We start from the raw sequence: 15359 nt of genomic DNA on the forward strand, positions 1-15359 counted from the left end.
TCTGTAACGAATAGTTTACTAATTAAGCATGACGTTTCTTCCAAAAGCATATATAATAATACGGATCGAAAAAATTGGGGGATTTTAATGCCAAACGATACTGAAAAAATACTTAGTTCGGCGTTATGCGTCGTTTTACACCATAAAAACATTGATAAAATCACCGTTAAGGATATTGTCACTGAATGCGATCTAACTCGACAAACTTTTTACAATCACTTTAACGACGTTTATGACCTAGTTGAATTCTCAGCTGGTAAAATTGCTAAAAAAGTTTTAGATAATACTGCTAATTATGATAACTGGCAAAAGGGATTCTATGACGTTATGATATTGATCAAGCATAATAAAAAATTGTCTAAAAATGTTTATGAATCAATCTATCGCGATGTTATGGGAAAGTATACCTATGAAGTAATTTATAACTATATAATTGCTATTGTTGATAAGCAGGCCCAGGACATGGATGTAGCTCAGAAGCACAAGGATTTCATTGCTCATTTTTACAGTTTAGCTTTTATTGCAATTATCCTGGAATGGGTTCATAACGACATGAAAGAAGATCCCCAAGAAATAGTTGCCCAAATTGGTGTTTTAGTAAAAGGCGATTTCCAAAAAGCTTTGAAAAAATATGCCAAATAAATAAGACCTAATGACTTTTTATACACAGTCATTAGGTCTTATTTATAGTTTTGTTTTTCCAACTAAAATAGTTGCTCCAACAGTTATCTCCTGAACCTTGTTCCAATCGATTAAACTGTTATCCACATTAAACAACAATGGCGTCATATTAATAAAAGCTTCTCTTTCTTCTGCTGAAACCTGATAAGTTTTAGTAGCATCAATTTCTTCAACTAATTGATAGTGTTCTTCAAAATAATCTAAAACTTTTTTATTAGAATATTTTTCCTGTTGAAGCTGATCCTTAGCTTGTTGACGCAGTTCCTGTACGTGATACTGATTGGGAATAACTTTGAAAATATAGCCAGTTGGCTTTAAAATTCGCTTAAACTCATCATAATTAGCTGACGAAAAAATATCAACGATTCCATCAATTGATTGATTCTGAATAGGCAAATGCGCTAAATCGCCAATAAACCATTTTACTGGTGTATTTGGACCCTTAGCAGCTAACTGAATCGAGTCTTTAGAAATGTCAAAAGCCAAAACGCTTTTGTCAGTTAAATCAGCAATTTTTTTAGAATAATATCCTTCGCCACAGCCAACATCTAAAATATTTTTTATATTTACGTCACTTAACAACATTAATAGCTTATTGGCAATGTGATCATACATTCCATGTTCCAAGATCAAATGACGATTTTCAAACGACGCCCGATCATAATTCTTTTGTTGACGATTGTTTAAAATAAAATCAACGTATCCCTTTTTAGAGATATCAAAGTTATGCCCTTGTGGACAAACCAAACTATTTTCTTGCATACTCAATTGTTTTCCACAAAGAGGACATTGAAAATATTCTTTACTATCACTAAATTTTTGAATCTTACTATTCATTACTATCCCTATTTTTCTTGCTGAGATATCAATTGAGGCATGGTACTTTGTAAAAACTCCGTAGCAAAATCATCGTCATATATCCAAGCATTAATTTGGTTCTTTCTTAATATCAAAGGCATCCGATCATGAACTGCAATCATTGACTCGTTTGGGGCAGTGGTGAATAAAATACTTTGTGGCTCCCCGTCAAAATAATTATAGCAACCAGCAATAAATAGCGTCTCAGGATCATTATTAAAATTAAATTTGTATTTTTCCTTAGCTTTATTCCATTCAAAAAATCCAGTTGTTGGATAAACACAGCGCCGTTTCATAAAAGAATCAGCAAACATTTTCTTCTGTCTAACTGTCTCGCTACGGGCATTAATAATTGATTGTCCATCTTTAAATCCGGGGAATCCCCACTTCATAGCCACTACTTTTACTTTATGATCTCCAGCTATAATTAAAGCCGTTTTATCGGTGGGAAAAACTTCTCCTGTTTTAGGTTGATACCCAGCGTCAACTGCTAATTGATAGATTCTACCTATTTCAGGATTCTGGTCTGGTTGAAACATATAACGTCCACACATAATTTTTCCCTCCTTCAATATAGTTAAACCGGGCTTAGTCTGAAAAAGACTCTAGTCCGGTTTTTCTTCTATATCTCTTTTTGCCACCGATTGCCAAAGTTTCTCTGTGGCAAACAAAGTAATACTAACAAGGCAATATTTCCGATGATTGGTATTATAGCAATCAAAATCCACCATCCATGCATTTTTCGATCATGCAATCGTCTAATCATAGCTGTGAATATAGAAATCCAATAATACCCACAGACAATTGCTAAAGCTACGCCCAAAATTGAGCTCCAGTAAAAATCATCCACTGGCATCTTAGTAATAACCCATGCTAGTACTGCCATAATAATTCCTGCAAAAATAGTCATTCCTAAATATCCCCACCAAAAATCCTTGCGGCTCATTCTTTTTGCACCAACAAATAAATCTTGAAAATATAATCTGGTTGAAGAAATTATTCCTGGACGAAAACTTTCATTCCAAACTTGTTCTTTCATTTGCATTGAACTTCTCCTAAATGTGAATACCGATAATGAATCCTAGGATACCAAAAATATAAGTCAAAATAAAATAAAGCAAGCAACTTCCTAAGCGATGTTGGAACCATAATTGACTTAATTCCATATTGAAAGTTCCAAAAGTAGTAAAGCCACCACAAAATCCAGTTCCTAGCAATAATAATATCGCACCGTTATGAATTTGTGCAGTAAAAATGCCCAAGAATAACGCTCCTATAATATTTATCAATAACGTAATAACGGGAAAATCCACTTTTATTTTTGCCTGCTGCAGGGTCAATTCGTTTCTTATAAAAGCACCTATCGTGGCGCCAAATCCTACAAGCATAATATTAATCATTCTTTTTACCTCTAGCATAATCATTAAAGGCGCTAGTAGCAGCCAGATAATTTCCTAACAGAGCCATCAAAAAGCCCCCAACCATGGTTAATGTTAAATAAATTATTAATCCAATCCACTGACCTGCAGAATATAAACGATAACTATCAGCCGTAAAAGTTGAAAAAGTCGTATATGAACCTAATAAACCAGTACTTAATGTTAAGACAATTTCTGAGGAAAGATGATATCGGTCTTGCAAATAATGAATCAAAAACGGCAAAAATAAAGCACCGCTTAGGTTTGCTACTACCGTTCCCCATGGGAAGCCACTGCTAGTTTTGAATAATAAACTTTCTCCATAACGTAAATTGCTGCCAATAAAAGCTCCAATAAATAAAAATAACAACACTTTAACTCGTTTTTGCATAGCTTTCGTTCCTCTCTAAAATAATAGTTTAAAACACAATCTATTGTTTGACTAAACTTATTGTAAAAGTCTAGTTTCTTTTGCAAAAAAATAGCGTGACAGCCATCAAAATAGCTATCACACTGATTTTTTATTATATCCCCAATTATTTCTTTGCGTCGACTGCATGACCGCCAAATTCATTACGTAAGGCCGCCACAACTTTTCCCGTAAAGGTATCATCTTCCAATGAACGGTAACGCATCATCAACGATGCTGCAATTACTGGTGTTGGAACTTGTAAACGTAAAGCTTCATCCAAAGTCCATTTTCCTTCTCCAGATGAATGCATGACACCTTTAATTTCTTCTAACTTAGGATCTTTTGAAAAGGCTGACTGAGTCAATTCCATCAACCAACCACGAATAACTGAACCATGTTCCCAAACTTTAGCAACAGCCTCGTTATCATAATCAAATTGACCATGTTCTAAAACATCAAAACCTTCAGCAATTGCTTGCATCATACCGTATTCGATTCCATTATGAACCATCTTTAGATAATGACCGCTCCCGGCTTTACCAGTATATAAATAGCCATCTTGTTGAGCAATACCTTTGAAAATAGGTTCAATATATTCAAAAGTTTTTTCATCATCGCCACCAATCATGAAATTACCATCACGATTAGCACCACTCATTCCGCCTGATGTACCAACATCGAAGAACTTAATATTCTTGCTAGTTAGGATTTCATTATGTTGCAATGAATCTTTGTAAAATGAATTACCGCCATCAATAACGATATCATTCGGATCAAGAATTTCACTCAAGGTATCAACTGTTTTATTTGTAGGATTACCAGCTGGCAACATTACCCACACAATACGTGGTTTTTCCAAAGCATCAATTGCTGCTTGTAAGCTTTCTTTTACTTGAGCACCAAGGGTTGAAGCATCATTTCTTGCGCCATCATTTAAATCAAAAGCCACTACTTCGTTACCATTACGAATCAAATTCTCGGTCAAGTTGATCCCCATCTTACCGAGCCCAATCATTGCTAATTTCAAAATTAATCCTCCTAAGTTATGTTCTCACAAGTTCTAATTATACATAAAAAAGCCGCACCAAAAATAACATTTTGGTACGACCCGATTGCTCAAGAGGTTGATATCATAAGGCTAATTGGCTGACTAGTTCATAAACTTGTTCCACCAGTGACCCTTTTTATCGTCAGTAACCTTTTCATTGATACGTGCTTTAATATTTTCATCTTTTTCAGCAACTTTGTTTTCAATCTTTTCTTCAGCTTGTTGCTTCAAAGTATCTAGTTCAACTTGTAGTTGTTCTTTTGATTTTTGAACGTCAGTTAACTCTTGCTTCAAATCGTTGATAGTTAACTCGCGTTTTTTATTTTCTGACTCTAACTTGGCAATAGTCGTTTGTAAATTAGCAACTTCATCGTCTTGTTTAGTATCAGATTGCTTACCGCCGTCAGCAGCCGGAGCCGGATAAATTTGAGCAGCTGAAGTTTCCAAGGTCATCTTGGGACCATGGCTCAATTTAACCATTTCTTTAAAATCTTCAATATTTTTTTGAGTGTACAGACGATTGTTTTGACTGTTACGTTCAAAATATTTGCCATTCTTAGTCGTACGTTCGACGATCAAAGAATATTTGCGTAGCGTTGCAACGCTTATACCCAAGTCTTTTGCGGCTTGTGCAGGAGTTAATAAATTATTAGTTTTTACTTTACTCAAAAGGATTCCCCCAAGGTTGTTCATTCTCTTCATTATAAAAATAATAAATGTTAAGTTCAACTACAAAATTATAACTTAACCAAATTAAAACTGTCCTTAGTATATTTTGCACGCTAAATTAGCTATACTAAAGATGTAAAAATAAAATATTTACTCTTAGCCGACGCAGTCGGTTTTTCTTTGGTGTATAATTCGTTTTACAAGAATAAAAGGGGAAATCATATATTGTCTAGTTCTTCAATTACAACAAATTTTATTATTATCCTAATAACCTTTATTTTTGCTTTCTTCTTCGTGGCTGCTGAGTTTGCTTTAGTACAAACTAGATCCAGTCAACTAGAAGACGCAATTCAAAAAGGAAACGGTAATAAAAAGAAATTACAACGTGCTTTAATGATGGTCAACAATCTGAATGAATACTTATCAACCACTCAAGTAGGTACTAGTATTGCTGGTATTATTCTTGGTTGGATCGGTGAAAGTACCATTGAGTATTTATTAGTTGAAGTTATGGGTGTAGTTCATATTTCTGCTGGTGGTAGCAGTGGACTTCATGCTGTAAGTTCTATCGTTGGTGTGCTTTTGCTAACTTATTTGGAAGTTGTCCTTACAGAAATTGTTCCAAAGAATATTTCTATTGATATGCCAATGACTATGTTGATGTTAGTCGTTACGCCACTGAGATTCTTCCATTTAGCAGTTTATCCATTTGTTTGGTTATTGAATGTTTCTGCTTCAGGAATCGTTCGTCTCATGGGTATGAAACCTGCTGATACTGAAAATGAAGTCTTCTCACAATCTGAAATTCTCAGGTTATCTAAATCATCCATCAAGGGTGGCGATATGGAACCTGATGATGTTATCTTTATGCAACGTGCTTTTGAATTAAACGATAAAGTGGCTAAGGATATCATGGTCGATCGGACTAGTCTTTACGTTGTCGACATAACGGATAAAGTTAAAGATGTCATCAAAGATTATCTTCAACAAGGATTTTCAAGATTCCCTGTTGTCGCTGATAACGATAAGGATAAAGTTTTAGGTTACGTTTATGCCTATGATATTGTCCGTCAAAATCAAGTTGATGGCGATGTTGGCATCAGTCGCATTTTAAGATCTGTTAATACAGTTCCTGAAACAATGCCTATTCAAGATATTCTTTCTAAGATGATCAAGAAACAAACTCCTATCGTTATTGTTGTTGATGAATACGGTGGTACTAGCGGTATCGTAACCGATAAAGATATTTATGAGGAACTATTTGGTACCGTCAAAGATGAGATCGATGATGTTTCTGATGAATATATCGTTCAAAACGATGACGGCTCATATAATGTTTCTGGTAAAACAACTCTATATGACTTTGAGCGTTACTTTAGAACTGATGTTAAAGAGTTCCAAAGCTCAGACATTATTACTGTTGGTGGTTACCTAATTGAAAAATATCCTAATCTTCAAAAAGGCTCAACTTTGGAATTAGATAACTTTAAGTTCGAAGTTGCTGAATTCGATCACGGTTTCGTTAACTGGTTCAAAGTTACCGTTGATAAGACAGCCGTTACTAAACAAGATAATTTAGCATCATTAACTGACGTTGATGATTTAAAAGAATAGTTATTAATACTCAAAAATCCTAGTTACACCATTTTTAATGGTTATAACTAGGATTTTTTACTACAATTTGAAAAACAGTACTAGCGCTTTAGTACTTAAATCAATCTTTATTATTCCGTAACCCTTCGATTTTTTTAAAATCTACTAAATTTAATTTCTTAATAAATAATGCAGCCACAATAATTAATAAAGCTAAGAATGAAATCCGACGGCTAACTTTTTGCGTCATAGTTTCAAAGTAATCAACAGTAACTTTCCCTTTACCATTGATAGTAACCTGAGCTAAATTATTATTTTTCTTATCTACATGTAATTTGGAAACTTTACCAGTTGACTGAGTAGATTGAAAACCATAATAACCAATGATTGGCAAATCTACTTTGGCATTACGTGCATTTTTAAAGTCAAAGCTCAAGCGAGTACCATATTGTTTAAAGTTGCTAATCTTAGCCTTACCACTGCTTATTTTAGCTTTGTGAGACGTTCTTTCTAGAGTACTTAGATTTGTACCTTGAGGTAAATATTCTTGTCCTGCGCCAATACTGAACGGATATGGTTCATTATATGCAGCCTGAGTCACTAATTGTAAAGATGACTCGTTAACCAAACGATATTCTGCCGAAATAGTTAGTAGAAGTGCAAAACCGATTAAAATAAATTTAGAGACTTTGCCTGAAAAAATATTTAATGGATCAGAAGCCACAAATATTGCCAGCAGAATCGTGATGATCATGTCAAAGCGCCATGGATATTGCATCATCTTTAAAGGTGTCTTATTAAAAAGAACCCATGGGAAAACTTTAGAACTACAAATTAACAATATTACAGCAATAATTGAAAAGTGTCTTACCGCTGTATTTTTTACTTTAGTAAACGTAACTAAAACAATGATTGCCGCTAAAATTAGTACCAATCCGATATTAGGCTGTCCAATTGTGTTGTTCAAACTCCAACTTACTATATCGGATAAATCCGATGCACCTTTAGGCAACATACTTTGAGTTTCTGTCAAAACAAATTTGGTATGATGCAACTGCTCTATCATCGGTAAGAAGTACGCTATACTCAAAAAGCCTGATGATATTGCTGCCCAAAGCAACGAAAGCAATCGCTTAGGATGAACTTTTAATTCCTTAATTTGGAATAACGCTACCATAACGATTAGAATTGCTACCAAAATTGGTGCAATTGCGTGTGAATAAATTATAGCTGTCATTCCAAAGGTCAAGTAAAGCCAATGCTTACGGTTGCCATAAAAAATCTCATAGATACCTAACACTGCAATTGGTAAGAAAATCAAAGCACCCACTTCACCGATATCGCGTCGGAAAAGCATATCATGCAAGCGATAGGCCGACAATGTATAAATAAAACTAAAAACCAAGCTATTCATGTATCTTCGACTAACTTTGTAGAAGCATAAAAATGATACTCCCAAAGTCAAAAAATTAATCAATAGATAATATCCCATTAAAGTTTGGGCACTGGTAAAACCGATCAATCTTAAAAAAGCTGCCGGATATAACAAAAAGTCTGAGTAAAAAATATTAACAATATATCCAAAACCATTCATAAATGACATATTGATAATTGGAAAAAATTGATGTCGCTGTAGCGAATGATATAGTCCTTCAATTCGCATCATATGAAAACGATCATCACTAGTTCCAAGATAAGACCAAATTTTTCCTTGATAAACCTGTGTTTGATAAATTGCTAAAAAACTGACGACTAAAAATAAAATAATTGTCAAAACAATTATCATAAATTTTTTTGAATTTTTCTTCTTTAAAAAAGCAATTGGCATAAAATTTAATACCTTCCTTTAGTACACGCAATAATTTTATTATACTGACTGTTTACATTTTTAGGATACTCTATTTTCAATATTTTTTTGAAAAAATTACAAACAAAGGAATCTGAAGACAACAGTCTTCAAACTCCCCATAAATTATTTTAATATTTATATTTAGTAGTGCTTCCCCAATCAATCAAACTCACAATAAAGACCATAAAAATAATCGAAATGTAACTGAGCAAGATCCCATTGAGCACATTATAAAGAACATCCCTAACGTTGTAATCAATGTTTCCTACAATCAGATCCTGTAAGGGATAATAGGTTGCCCCTAACAATAATGCAAGTAAAATAGAAGTACAAATTCCTACAGTACCTAAATGATGGAAAAACAACATATTGGAGTGGACTTTAATTCGCAGACGAGTAGCCAGCAAGACAAAAAGGATCGCTGCGACAACCATTACAATTTTAATCAATTTTTTGATTGTTTGAACCTGCTCAATCACTTGCTCAATTGGTCCTAAATCATTATCAACAATTTGATTCATAATATCTTCATTGCTGCTGATAACCTCATCAATCTCGCTATCGATATTTAGACCGTACTGATTAGCTTCTTTCTTTAGTTTTGTACTGATTGTTGCTAAAATGGCGCTACCAATGGTTAATTTAGAGTCATCGCTATACACTTCGTCCACGGAGGTGTTGATAATTTTTCTAACATCGCTATTGGTCAGATTAACGGCAGAAAGATTTGCTGAAGCTGAGTAACTATTTACTAATCTTCCTAAACGTTGATTAGTATAATTTTTAATCAAAGTAACATTGTTTTCTCTACTAACGACCTTTTTTACATAATCACTATTTAAAATAGTTGATAAAGTAATTCCAAGAAAAACAATAATCATTAAACAAATTGACAACAAGGCTAAAGTAAAACCGTGTCTGTTGTATGACAATGACTCGTCCATAATTTTAATTCTCCATAGCTAGTTTAGCAATTTCTTGTGGTTCATTTACAATCCATTCAGAATTAGCTGCCTTCAATTCGGCATAATCACCAAATCCATAAGTAACTCCAATGGCTTTCAAATTATTCTTATGTGCCCCCACAATATCACTGCTACGATCCCCAACCATAACAAGATTCTTAGTATCTAGATCTACAGAAGTTTTATCAATGCCGTAAGAAATAACATCTTCCTTTAAAGAACGGACAGATTCATCTTCAGCAGCTCCAAATACATGTCTCACATATTGTTTCATATTTAACTGATCAATAATTTTTTTCGCAAAAATCTCTGGTTTTGAGGTAGCGATAAAAATCTCCTTATCAGCATTTTTCAAGGATTCCATCATATCATAAATACCATCAAAAACCGTATATTCTTCCCAGCCTTCATCTTGATAATATTCACGAAAGGCATTTATACTTTGGTTAATGAATGAATCATCTGCTGCTACATGATCGTACTTTTGCAAGGAATCACCAATAGTGGGTCCAATAAAAGCATGCAATGTAGCATCATCATGAGGAACATAACCCAAAGTATGCTTGTACATATACTTCAAGCTCTTCATAATTCCTATTTCAGAATTAATAATTGTTCCATCCAAATCAAAAAATAAATTGTTCAAATTAAATTCATCCTTTTATGTTAAATTTAAGTTATGTAAAGAGTATATAGCATTCATTCAAAAATAACTAACAGTCGCAGGTAGAGTATGGTAAAAATTAAGAAACCTCAAAAATATACCAGTCTCGAAACGGGATTAACTCATCTAGAAGTTGATTCACAGGTCAAACGGGGACTGACTAATGTTCAAATCAAGAAATTATCGCGACCTATACCTAAAATTTTAGCCGATAATTTATTCACGCTTTTTAATTTTCTAAATTTAATCATTGCTATTTTAATTTTTTGGACCGGTTCTTATCGAAATCTCTTCTTCTTAGGACCAGTTGTTGCCAATATTATTATTGGAAGCTATCAGGAAATCAGAGCCAAAATAACTGTAGATAAAATCAGTTTGGTCAATGTTGCTAGTTTTCATGTGACTAGAGACGGACACGATCAAAAAGTCGATATCAGTAACCTAGTTGAAGATGATATCGTTACGATTAAACGTGGCGATACTATCCCTGCTGATGGTATTGTCCGCTATTCTAATGGTTTACAAACCAATGAATCTAGTATTACTGGTGAAGCTGACACTATCAGTAAATCAATTGATGATGAAGTCTTCTCAGGTAGCTTTGCCATTGCTGGACAAGCTAAAATTCAACTAACTCAAGTTGGTAAAGAAAGTTTCGTCTCTAAAATTTCGTCAGCTGTCGGCAAGGAAAAACGCTCTGTTAGCGTCTTGATGAAAATCATAAATAATATCATTAAGATTCTAACATATACAATAATTCCTATTGGTCTTCTTTTATTTTTCCGTTCATTTTTAAAGAATGGCGATATTGCCAAATCTATTTTAGGAACTTCTGCCTCAGTGATTGGTATGATTCCTGAAGGATTAGTTCTTTTAACCTCTGTTGCTTTGGCTACTGGAGCATATAACCTTTCTAAACGGCGTATTTTAGTCCGTTCACTAAGTGCCATTGAAACCCTTGCTCGAGTTGATGTTCTCTGCTTAGATAAAACCGGAACTATCACTACCGGAAAATTAACGGTCAAGGATACTGTAACATATGGCGTCACTAAGGAGATAGTCCAGGGCATCGCGCAAAAAATCGTTGATGTTACCCAAGAAACCAACGCCACAGCAATGGCCGTAACAGCTTTAAATACTAAGGCGGCCGATTTAAAAATTGAAAAAACTATTCCTTTTTCATCCGAAACCAAATATTCAGGATTAGTAAGTTCTGATAATATCCGTTATTTAATGGGGGCCCCTGAATTCATTATTAAAGATATTGATCCAAGTGTAAAAGCAACCGTCCAGGAGGCTGCTGAAAAGGGCTTTCGAGTTATTGCTATTCTTAAAGAAAGCCCTCAACAAAAATTATTAGGCTTACTATTAATTTCCGACGAAGTTCGCAAACAAGCACCTGATACTTTCAGTTATTTAGCTAATCAAGGAATGGATCTCAAAATCATTTCTGGAGACAACCCTGTCACAGTCGCTAACGTAGCAGCTCAAGCAGGAATTGCTTCAGGACATGACTATATTGATATGAGTTCTTTACCAGAAGATACTGATTATCGTCAATTAGTTAAAAAGTACAAAATCTTTGGTCGTGTGCGTCCTAGTCAAAAGGCTGATTTAATCAAGGCCATGCAAGCTAATGGACTTACTGTTGGTATGACTGGCGATGGCGTCAACGATGTTTTAGCAATGCGCCAATCTGATTGCAGTATTGCTATTGCTGGTGAAAGCGATGCAGCTGAAGCTTCAGCTGACTTCGTCTTGTTGAATCGTAATTTTGATTCAATGATTTTCATGCTGAATGAAGGTCGACGCGTTATTAATAATGTTGAGCGAGTCGCATCTCTTTTCTTAATTAAAACAATCTATTCAGTTGTTTTATCAATTCTCTTCATTATTCTAGGTACTGGCTATCCCTTCCAACCATCTCAATTAACTCCAATTAATGCTTTGACGGTAGGAATACCCACCTTCTTATTGGCCTTAGAACCAAATTACACTCGACCAGCTGGACGATTCATGCACAACGTCATGGAAATTGCTTTACCAGCGGCTATCTGTAATATCTTATTCATTATTACCATCTCCATTCTGGGCAATCACTTAAACTTCAATTATGAAACCACCTCAACTCTGTCAGTTTTCACAATTGGTTTGATCGGATTCTGTGCTTTGATTTCTATCAGCAATCCACTATATGTTAGAAAAAAAGTCATGATTGCTATTGCCTTTGCTCTCTTCATCATTACCTTTATCTTCAGTGGCAATACTTTTGGATTACAAAGTATTCTTACTTGGAATTACACTTATCTATACGTTGCAATCTTTTTAACCGCATGGCCATTATTCATGTTTCTACGTGAAGTCTTAGGGCGACGTATCTTTTCAAAAATAAATTGGAAATAGCAAAAAAGCACTCAAGAATATACCTACTACTAAAACTCCACCAATCATAGTCTGACTAACCTTTAAAATACTTAAAACAAAGACTATTACAAAGGCAACGAACCCCATGATTAATCCACGTGTACTATTATCCATAAACTTAACCTCTATTTATCAACTCTCATAATTAAGGAGACAGCATAAACAACTAATCCAATTAAAACGACGTAGATTATACTTTGGATGATTCCATTTATTTTCAAAGTCGAAACTATTGCCACGACTAATCCTGCTATCACAGCAACCGCCAACATCTTAAGCATTTTACGCATGAAAAACTGCCTCCTTCTTTTATTGATATAAGTGTACCGCTTTATGAAAGCGTAGACAAAAAAATACACCAAACTTAATTGGTGTATTTAAAGTAATTATTTCAATGTTGAATCAGAAGCCTTGATCCATTCATCAGTAGCGACACGATACATCTTATCGCCCTTGATTGTAGCAATACGATCTGTATACCAAGGTGTATTTGTATCAAGTGCTTGATCAATAATCAATTGACCCTTTGAATTATAAACTGGTGTGACGTTCTTTCCATTTGTTGTGGCAACGGTTTGTTGAGGTGTGTACTTGTAAACATCACTAGCCTTAACATATTCGTCAGTAGCAACACGGTAATATTCAGAACCATCAATTGTTACAGTCTTATCGATAATCCAGCTTGAACCTTCTGAAAGGACAACATCCTTATTCAATTTACCTTTATTGTTATAAATCTTAATATAGCCATTCTTTGGATATCCAGAAACAATATTATCTACTGTTTGATTAGATTTTTGAACATAGATAGTTGATTTAGAAGTATCTTTATCAATCTTATAAGTTACATCATCTGCACTGACAAAAGCATATCCATCTGGAGCTTTAAGAGTAATCTTTGATCCATCGGCACCCTTACCAGTTTCTGTACCAACCTCTTTGCCACTATCTTGATCAACATAAGAAATATTGTATGGAGTATCAGCAGCTACAACATACTTAGTAACATTTTGATTATCTTTGAGAAGTAAGAAACCATTGTCAGCAATTGTAGCAAAAGCGTAGCCATCTGGAGCTGCCAAGCCAACATAATCACCTAAGGCACCTTCACTTTGTACCTTGCTGCCAACAACCTTGCCTGTACTCTTATCTCTAAATGTAACAGTGTATGAAAGATTCTTAACAACACTCTTTTGAGGCTTTACATAAACATCTTTGCTTGTTTGGTCAGCATTCAATGTTTGCATAAAGTCAGAAAGATCAACTAGTTGATAACCTGAAGGAATACTCTTTAAAATTGTTGTTGAGCCATTGTTGCCGGATAGTGTTTCTGTTCCAGCTGACTTACCAGTTGTATTATCAATGTAATTGATTGTTGTGTCAGCAGCTTGGGTAACCGTAAAATCAGTTTCGGTAGTATCAGCAGCAAGAGTATGCGATTCACTTCCAGTTAGAGTATATCCAGAATTAGCAAGTGCTGTAGTAGCTGCAGTTTTGTCTACAGTATCACCAACTTTTCCATTTTGATCAGAAGTGTAAACTACATTACCCGTCTTGGCATCTTTGAAGACCATAGTGTAATTTACAGGGTTTTCTGCATTAGCTGTATTAGTAACACTTCCCGTTAGACCTTTATAAGTAATAGCACTTCCTGTTGTTGAATCAGTTATTGTATTACCAGCGGAATCAATAGCTGTAACATCATACTTAACATTTGCTAAATCACTTGTATCTGTTGGTGTAGCTAAGAATCTTTGATTATTAGCAGTAAATATCATTGGATTCTTAGCCGTTGCTTCACTAGATACAGTTCTTGATGGAACTGTTGGTTTACTATAAATATTAACTTGAGCTTTTGCCTGAATACCACTGCCATAAATATCGCTTGGAGTAAATGTAACTAAAGTACTTGAAGTTACAGAACTAGGATTGGCACTTACTGTTGCTGAATTCTTATTGCCATTAGCATCATCGCCATTAGTTGTTTTAGCTGATACTAAGCTACCTAAAGCAGTATTAGCTTCAGTACTTGAGGTAAAGTTCATGACTTGACCCTTACTGAATGAAACGGTAGGTTGTGCCATATTATAATTAACATTTACAGTCTTAGTAGTTCCATCTAAGGTATAACTAACTTTAGTAACAAAGCCGGTCTTAGAATCAGTATCTACAGCTTTCATTGGTACTAATTGACCACTATCGTCAACAACGTTTAACTCACTTTGCAAAGTTGTAGTGAAATCAGATGCTGTTTTCTTCCCAAAGATTGGCGTTACACTTTGAGTTGAGCCATCTTCCAAATTTGAGAAGGTTGTTTGAGCATTCACTTTATTAGCAGTTGAACTTGATCCTAGTAAATCATTGATTACTTGGATCACATTTTGAATGCTACTTGTATCTACCTTAATTGGATTAGTATCGCTTGTACTTGCGGCCTTAACGACTGAAGTATTTGCCCCTAAAATTGTACTTGATAACAGAATACCTGTTAAAGCCATCATTTTAAATTTTTTCATAAACACATATCTCCCTGATAAATTAATATATATCTACACACACTTAGCATATCAGTTATGACAAAAAAAAGAAGGCATTTTATCTCTAAAATGTCTCCTTTTTGTATTTTTTTTAAATAAAATTTAATTTTTATAAACCGGTAACAATCTATAAAGAATCTTTTCGTCTGCGATGCCGCATAAATACTTCGTGATTTCGTTCCATCCCACCTAAATAAATTATAGATAGAACAATCACTGCAAATATCGCTAAAATTGCATT

16 protein-coding genes are annotated in these 15359 nt (G+C 34.4%); 3 read left to right on the forward strand and 13 right to left on the reverse strand.

Features of this window, described 5'->3' with window-relative positions:
• Window positions 1-87 precede the first annotated feature (87 nt).
• The gene (locus FD26_RS03920) at window positions 88-642 is read left to right on the forward strand and encodes a TetR/AcrR family transcriptional regulator (protein ID WP_057867137.1); all 555 of its coding nucleotides are present in this window, start codon (window positions 88-90) and stop codon (window positions 640-642) included.
• A 42-nt stretch (window positions 643-684) separates the two neighbouring features.
• Here the strand turns inward: FD26_RS03920 and FD26_RS03925 are convergent, their stop codons facing one another.
• The 7 genes from FD26_RS03925 to FD26_RS03955 all read right to left on the reverse strand — a co-directional run bounded on the left by FD26_RS03925 (window position 685) and on the right by FD26_RS03955 (window position 5086).
• Window positions 685-1518, reverse strand: a complete 834-nt coding sequence (locus tag FD26_RS03925; protein WP_057867138.1) for a putative RNA methyltransferase — start codon at window positions 1516-1518, stop codon at window positions 685-687.
• An 8-nt stretch (window positions 1519-1526) separates the two neighbouring features.
• Entirely contained in the window at window positions 1527-2093 is a 567-nt protein-coding gene (locus FD26_RS03930) for an SOS response-associated peptidase family protein (protein WP_057867139.1), read from the reverse strand.
• 68 nt (window positions 2094-2161) lie between these two features.
• Window positions 2162-2584, reverse strand: coding sequence for a DUF805 domain-containing protein (locus FD26_RS03935; protein WP_057867140.1), 423 nt, complete (start codon window positions 2582-2584; stop codon window positions 2162-2164).
• Window positions 2585-2594: 10 nt separating this feature from the next.
• The gene (locus tag FD26_RS03940; protein WP_075887319.1) at window positions 2595-2939 is read right to left on the reverse strand and encodes a fluoride efflux transporter FluC; all 345 of its coding nucleotides are present in this window, start codon (window positions 2937-2939) and stop codon (window positions 2595-2597) included.
• Window positions 2932-3348, reverse strand: a complete 417-nt coding sequence (locus FD26_RS03945) for a fluoride efflux transporter FluC (protein WP_057867141.1) — start codon at window positions 3346-3348, stop codon at window positions 2932-2934. Before FD26_RS03945 ends, FD26_RS03940 begins: the two co-directional genes overlap by 8 nt.
• 145 nt (window positions 3349-3493) lie before the next feature.
• Window positions 3494-4396 carry a phosphogluconate dehydrogenase (NAD(+)-dependent, decarboxylating) gene (gene gnd, locus FD26_RS03950; RefSeq protein ID WP_057867142.1) on the reverse strand — a complete coding sequence of 301 codons (903 nt, stop codon included), beginning with the start codon at window positions 4394-4396 and terminating at the stop codon, window positions 3494-3496.
• A gap of 123 nt (window positions 4397-4519) precedes the next feature.
• Window positions 4520-5086, reverse strand: a complete 567-nt coding sequence (locus FD26_RS03955; RefSeq protein ID WP_057867143.1) for a MerR family transcriptional regulator — start codon at window positions 5084-5086, stop codon at window positions 4520-4522.
• 225 nt (window positions 5087-5311) lie between these two features.
• Here FD26_RS03955 and FD26_RS03960 point away from each other — a divergent pair, with 225 nt between their 5' ends.
• The gene (locus FD26_RS03960) at window positions 5312-6700 is read left to right on the forward strand and encodes a hemolysin family protein (protein WP_057867144.1); all 1389 of its coding nucleotides are present in this window, start codon (window positions 5312-5314) and stop codon (window positions 6698-6700) included.
• A gap of 100 nt (window positions 6701-6800) precedes the next feature.
• Here FD26_RS03960 and FD26_RS03965 read toward each other — a convergent pair whose 3' ends face one another.
• The 3 genes from FD26_RS03965 to FD26_RS03975 form a co-directional block, all read right to left on the reverse strand.
• Entirely contained in the window at window positions 6801-8507 is a 1707-nt protein-coding gene (locus tag FD26_RS03965) for a YfhO family protein (RefSeq protein WP_057867145.1), read from the reverse strand.
• A gap of 149 nt (window positions 8508-8656) precedes the next feature.
• The gene (locus FD26_RS03970) at window positions 8657-9472 is read right to left on the reverse strand and encodes a hypothetical protein (protein ID WP_057867146.1); all 816 of its coding nucleotides are present in this window, start codon (window positions 9470-9472) and stop codon (window positions 8657-8659) included.
• A gap of 4 nt (window positions 9473-9476) precedes the next feature.
• Window positions 9477-10139: an HAD hydrolase-like protein gene (locus tag FD26_RS03975; RefSeq protein ID WP_057867147.1), complete on the reverse strand. Its 663-nt coding sequence runs from the start codon at window positions 10137-10139 to the stop codon at window positions 9477-9479.
• A gap of 87 nt (window positions 10140-10226) precedes the next feature.
• Here FD26_RS03975 and FD26_RS03980 point away from each other — a divergent pair, with 87 nt between their 5' ends.
• Window positions 10227-12560, forward strand: coding sequence for an HAD-IC family P-type ATPase (locus tag FD26_RS03980; RefSeq protein WP_057867148.1), 2334 nt, complete (start codon window positions 10227-10229; stop codon window positions 12558-12560).
• Here FD26_RS03980 and FD26_RS11035 read toward each other — a convergent pair.
• The 3 genes from FD26_RS11035 to FD26_RS03985 form a co-directional block, all read right to left on the reverse strand.
• On the reverse strand, window positions 12540-12695 hold the full coding sequence (locus FD26_RS11035; protein WP_156401768.1) for a hypothetical protein: 156 nt from the start codon (window positions 12693-12695) through the stop codon (window positions 12540-12542). The two genes, FD26_RS03980 and FD26_RS11035, sit on opposite strands and share 21 nt — an antisense overlap.
• 11 nt (window positions 12696-12706) lie before the next feature.
• The gene (locus FD26_RS11040) at window positions 12707-12871 is read right to left on the reverse strand and encodes a hypothetical protein (protein WP_156401769.1); all 165 of its coding nucleotides are present in this window, start codon (window positions 12869-12871) and stop codon (window positions 12707-12709) included.
• A gap of 96 nt (window positions 12872-12967) precedes the next feature.
• A complete protein-coding gene (locus FD26_RS03985) occupies window positions 12968-15097 on the reverse strand; it encodes an SLAP domain-containing protein (RefSeq protein ID WP_057867149.1) in 2130 nt (709 codons plus the stop codon).
• Window positions 15098-15359 lie beyond the last annotated feature (262 nt).

Origin of the sequence: Companilactobacillus crustorum JCM 15951 (genome assembly GCF_001434585.1) — a bacterium.
GTDB lineage: Bacteria > Bacillota > Bacilli > Lactobacillales > Lactobacillaceae > Companilactobacillus > Companilactobacillus crustorum.

Bases quoted from the DNA above. Each gene is read 5' to 3' on its own strand.
- FD26_RS03920 (WP_057867137.1), top strand. From the start codon at position 88: ATGCCAAACGATACTGAAAAAATACTTAGTTCGGCGTTATGCGTCGTT.
- FD26_RS03925 (WP_057867138.1), bottom strand. From the start codon at position 1,518: ATGAATAGTAAGATTCAAAAATTTAGTGATAGTAAAGAATATTTTCAA.
- FD26_RS03930 (WP_057867139.1), bottom strand. From the start codon at position 2,093: ATGTGTGGACGTTATATGTTTCAACCAGACCAGAATCCTGAAATAGGT.
- FD26_RS03935 (WP_057867140.1), bottom strand. From the start codon at position 2,584: ATGCAAATGAAAGAACAAGTTTGGAATGAAAGTTTTCGTCCAGGAATA.
- FD26_RS03940 (WP_075887319.1), bottom strand. From the start codon at position 2,939: ATGATTAATATTATGCTTGTAGGATTTGGCGCCACGATAGGTGCTTTT.
- FD26_RS03945 (WP_057867141.1), bottom strand. From the start codon at position 3,348: ATGCAAAAACGAGTTAAAGTGTTGTTATTTTTATTTATTGGAGCTTTT.
- FD26_RS03965 (WP_057867145.1), bottom strand. From the start codon at position 8,507: ATGCCAATTGCTTTTTTAAAGAAGAAAAATTCAAAAAAATTTATGATA.
- FD26_RS03970 (WP_057867146.1), bottom strand. From the start codon at position 9,472: ATGGACGAGTCATTGTCATACAACAGACACGGTTTTACTTTAGCCTTG.
- FD26_RS03980 (WP_057867148.1), top strand. From the start codon at position 10,227: ATGGTAAAAATTAAGAAACCTCAAAAATATACCAGTCTCGAAACGGGA.
- FD26_RS11035 (WP_156401768.1), bottom strand. From the start codon at position 12,695: ATGGATAATAGTACACGTGGATTAATCATGGGGTTCGTTGCCTTTGTA.
- FD26_RS11040 (WP_156401769.1), bottom strand. From the start codon at position 12,871: ATGCGTAAAATGCTTAAGATGTTGGCGGTTGCTGTGATAGCAGGATTA.
- FD26_RS03985 (WP_057867149.1), bottom strand. From the start codon at position 15,097: ATGAAAAAATTTAAAATGATGGCTTTAACAGGTATTCTGTTATCAAGT.